We start from the raw sequence: 4551 nt of genomic DNA on the forward strand, positions 1-4551 counted from the left end.
TTCCGACCAGGTCAGACGATCGCCAACCACCGAGGCGAGCGCCTGGCCGTGAGACGATCGCATCACGACATTCACAATCTCCGGGATGGCGAAAACACCGATCAGCATGGGGAGCAGCGGAATGCCCGAGCGCAGGTCGAAGAAACCGAAGGTAAACCTCTCGACGCCCCCCATCGGGTCGGTGCCGATGAAGGAAAACCAGATACCCATGAGCATCATGATCAGGTTCTTAAGAATGTTTCCACCGGTCGTCACCGCGATTATGACCAGAGAAAGAAGCAGCACGGCAAAGATCTCCGGCGGACCGAATTGCATCACCAGCATCGCGATCGGAAAGATCATCAAAATGGTGAAGACGTCCGAGAACATGTCACCGAAGACCGAGGATACCAGAGCCGTATCCAGGGCCTTGCGCGACTGCCCTTTCTTGGTGAGCTGGTAGCCGTCAAGGGTTGTCGCCACCGCAGCTCCGGTGCCGGGCATCGAAACCAGAATTGCGGGAACGCTGCCGCCAAACATACCGCCTTTGTAGATGCCGAGCAGGAAGGGAATGCCAACCAGCGGATCGAGAAAGAAGGAAATCGGCAGGAGAATTGCCATTGCCATGAGGGTCGTAAAACCAGGCAGTGCTCCAACAAGCATGCCTCCGAACAGACCCGCACACATGAACAGCACAGTGTCCAGCCTGAAGGCCATTTCAAAACCCTGGGAGAATTGCTCGATCATTGAACAACTCCTGCATTGCCGGCCGTCTCGCCAAGCACATAGGCGTAGAAGAATTCGATCGGAGACAATTCAGGCAATGCGACTGCCAGGAGTCTGGTTGCACCGAGATAGAGCACAACAGGTGGCAAGACAGAGATCAGCAGGATCTGCAACAGGCTCCGATTGCCGACAAGGATGGTTGTCATTGCAAGAGAAAGCGCGCTTGAGATGAAAAAGCCGAAAGGCACCATTGTCAGCGCGTAAAAGAGCATGACAGCAAAGAACAGATACCCTTTGGTGCGGCTCGCGTCGTTGAAGTCCGGTTCGCTCCAGAAGCCATCCGGCCGATTCTTGCAGTGATAGAGATATAGGACATTGAGCGTGGCGAGCGCCGTCAGGATCAGATAGGGAAACAGGCTCGGTGAAATGGCAGTCAGAGACCGACCAAAGAGCACCTTCGGCGGTGCGACCAGTTGCGACATGAATAGGATCGATAAGACCGACAAGGTGCACAGGATTGCAGAGACAATCACCGCCGGGTCGATACGTTTGTTGACTGCATTCATTTGTTCTTGTTCCTCCTACGAATACAAGACTACCGAACGGCCAAATCGATCCGAAATGCTAACTTTGCGTAGCTGAATGCAGAACTCGAATAGCCCTCAAGCAGCCCCTAACTCCTTGTCAAATAAAGCGATTAATTCCTCATCAAACTTTCTGCGCGTTGTTTCGACCTCTCTTCTGCATCGGGAGGCGAACCGAGCGCGATCCGTCTCGCTCAAGTCGATCAATTCGACCCCTTCCGCCTCAAGCGCACTACGGCAAATTTCATCGTCTTCCTCTGCAAAACGCCGCTGTGCCAGCGTGGCTTCGGACACGGCTTCTTCAACGGCTTCACGCACTGGATCCGGCCAATTCTCGACTGACTTAGTCCGGAAGAGAACAAGCGCGACCCCTAACAAGTGACGCGATAAGGTGATGCTGCGATGAGTGTTATGGAGGCCAAAATTGTAGATGTTCGTCAGCGGATTCTCCTGAGCATCAACAGCACCGGTTTCAACCGCTTCAGGCAAATCCCTGACATCAATCGCCTTCGGATCGAAGCCGAGTGACCGGAAGACGCGCTGATGGTCTTCATTTGCCAGGGTTCGGATCTTGAGATCAGCACAGTCTTCTGGTGTCCGGATCGGAGTCCGGCTGGAGATGTGGCGCAGTCCGTTATCCCAATATCCCAGCACCGTATAGCCGGTCGTTTCGGATACTTTTTTCTTCAACCGTTCTCCCAAAGCGCCATCCAGCAACGCATAGGCGCGGCGGCGGTCCGGAACAACGAAATGCTGGTCGAACAATCCGAGTTCGGGAACGCGTTTGGCCAGATAACTCGATGAGAAGTAACACCCGTCCAGAGCACCGTCCTCAGTCAAATGCAAAAGATCCGCGGCCTTATGGCCGCGGATCACAATGTTCTCGTCGAAGTCGAGAGTGACGCTGCCATCACTCGCTCTTGCAAGCGCTTCGCCCAGGGCTCGTCCACCTCTTGTATGAACGGATTTATCACCCTGATACCCGCCAAACCTGATGGCGATCGTCATTCATTCATCTCCTTATGAGAGTTCCGCCATCAGCTCGGCCGGATCCGGCGGCAGAGCAACCGGTTCGCCGCGCTTGGCAGACACATCCATTGCCATGGTAAGAAGCAGATTCCGGTGACCGTCCTGCGCCGTTGCATGGGGTGTGTTCAACCCGGCATAAAGCCTTTGATACCAGGCGTTTGTTTCTTCACGCATGGGACCCCAAAGCTGACCGAGATGCAGATCGCCGGGGGGATAGCTTGTCAGAAAGTCCACATGCCGGTCGGGAGCCTTGTAGCCTTCGGGCGCATAGCCTGCGCCCTGTGCCACATTGGTGGCCATGACCAGGTCACGGTGTGTATCTTCAATATCGATCACGCCTTCGGAACCGACTATTCCGATTTCAATCCCGTAAACCGCACCTGGCCAGACTTCCGGCAAAGCCCAGGAAATATTCATCGAGAAGATCGAACCGTCATCCATCGTGAAGATGCCGAAGGTGGAATCCTTGGTGCCCCAGGCCCCGAGTACCTTGTCGGTCGACTTGGCATAAACGCTGACGGGCTTCTTGCCTTCCAGCAACCACAACGACATGTCCAGGCTATGGGTTCCCGAAACGACCATCGGTGTCAGTGTGGCTCGTTCCTGCGTACGCTGAACCGTGGCGATCGGCACCATGCGGTTCATGAATGCCCGCGTGACAACAGAGTGCACATCACCGATTTGCCCGGTGATCAGGCGCTCCTTGATAGCCAGGAACCGCCGGCGGAAGCGTTGGGTGTAACCGATAACGGCGTCGACGCCGGACTGTTCGATTGCCGCAAGAATTTCAGCCGATTGTCGCGCGTCTGTCGCCAGTGGCTTCTCGATGAAAAGGTCATGCCCTTTTTCGATCGCGAGCATGGTCGGTTCGAAATGAAAATTCTCGTCCGTTGCAATAATGGTTGCTGTGATTTCAGGGCGTGCAAGCAGCTCTCTGAAGTCGGTTGTGAAAAAGTCCGCCTGAACATCCTCGGCAAGTTTTTGGCCGATGTCCGACTTGATATCGCACAGACCGATCCAGCCCACACCAGGATAGGCTCTGGCGATTTCCGCACGGATGCGGCCAATCGTTCCGCAGCCGACTATGGCCAAACCTATTTGTTTATTCTTCGTTGGCACCCAAAAACTCCTTAGTTTGGTGGGGAAGTAAGCGTCGGCTCAATATCGTCCGATCCGTTTTTCAAGGACCACAGGGCGCGCAAGACGCCTTCAACGACGACAAAGATCACCGCAATCATCAAAACTGTGCCGATCCATTGCGACAGGATGAACCCGAGGGACTTATCCTCGAACACAAGAAGCGACCGGCGCAGATTTTCATCGGCAAGCGGAGCAAGAATTACGCCCAGGACAACCGGTGCCGTTGGGAACCGCATCATTGTGAAGACCCAACCGAACACACCGGCAGCGAACATGATCCAGACGTCGGCCATGGTCAGCTTCACTGCATAGGCACCGATTACGCAGACCGGCAGGATCATCGGCATGAGAATGCCCCGCGGCAGGCTGAACAGTTTCACGCACGGACCTATCAGGGCAAAGGCCGCGACATACATCATGAGATTCGCAACGATAAGGCACGCATAGATGAAGTAGATCAGACCGGGATGGTCGATCTCGATGGTCGGACCGACCACAACATTCTTCAGTGTCAAGGCCGCCAGGAGTGCTGCCGCCGCCGCGTTGCCTGGAATACCCAGAGCGAGGGTCGGCAGCATGGACCCGCCGATATTTGCGTTGTTGGCGGTTTCCGCACAGACAATTGCCTGATAGCTGCCCTTGCCCCACTTGGCTTTTTCCTCCGGCCGCGCCCAGCGCCTGCCGATGTCATAAGCAAGGAACGACGCAACATTTGCACCGGCCCCCGGAATTGCCCCGATAAAGGCACCGATGGATCCGGAGCGCAGAGCGCTTGGAATATATTTGGCCAGCTTACCAAGAGGAGGAAAGACCCGTCCGACTTCGGAAGGAATCGTTGGCATGTCCTTTGCCGGCAAGGTCCGCAGGATTTCCGACAGGCCGAACAGACCGATCAGAACCGCGACATAGGAAACACCGTCATAGAGTGCGAAGGACCCGAAGGTGAACCGTGGAACCGCGTGGATCGCGTCCAGCCCGACAAAGGCAATCAGCATCCCGATCCAACCTGCGATCCAGCCCTTCAATGGAACGGATCCAGCCGCCATGGACCCGGCAACCATGATACCGATGATTGCAAGCCAGAACATTTCCC

The 4551-nt window shown here is 55.4% G+C and carries 5 protein-coding genes; all 5 read right to left on the bottom strand.

Annotation, left to right across the window (positions count from 1 at the left end):
* Positions 1 to 726 (bottom strand): tripartite tricarboxylate transporter permease (locus tag K5905_RS28160; protein ID WP_297590570.1); only part of this gene is annotated, 726 nt, incomplete at its 3' end.
* On the bottom strand, positions 723 to 1271 hold the full coding sequence (locus tag K5905_RS28165) for a tripartite tricarboxylate transporter TctB family protein (protein ID WP_297590573.1): 549 nt from the start codon (positions 1269 to 1271) through the stop codon (positions 723 to 725). The genes K5905_RS28165 and K5905_RS28160, both read right to left, overlap by 4 nt.
* A gap of 96 nt (positions 1272 to 1367) precedes the next feature.
* Positions 1368 to 2297, bottom strand: coding sequence for a TRAP transporter substrate-binding protein (locus K5905_RS28170; protein ID WP_297590575.1), 930 nt, complete (start codon positions 2295 to 2297; stop codon positions 1368 to 1370).
* A 12-nt stretch (positions 2298 to 2309) separates the two neighbouring features.
* Complete coding sequence (locus tag K5905_RS28175) at positions 2310 to 3437, bottom strand: Gfo/Idh/MocA family oxidoreductase (RefSeq protein WP_297590576.1); 1128 nt, start codon at positions 3435 to 3437, stop codon at positions 2310 to 2312.
* An 11-nt stretch (positions 3438 to 3448) separates the two neighbouring features.
* Positions 3449 to 4551, bottom strand: a 1103-nt coding sequence (locus tag K5905_RS28180) for a tripartite tricarboxylate transporter permease (protein WP_297590579.1), incomplete at its 5' end; no start/stop codon positions are given.

It is taken from the genome of Roseibium sp. (assembly GCF_025698965.1).
Taxonomy (GTDB): Bacteria; Pseudomonadota; Alphaproteobacteria; order Rhizobiales; family Stappiaceae; genus Roseibium.

Coding starts and splice junctions, on each gene's coding strand:
- K5905_RS28165 (WP_297590573.1), bottom strand. CDS start 1,271: ATGAATGCAGTCAACAAACGTATCGACCCGGCGGTGATTGTCTCTGCA.
- K5905_RS28170 (WP_297590575.1), bottom strand. CDS start 2,297: ATGACGATCGCCATCAGGTTTGGCGGGTATCAGGGTGATAAATCCGTT.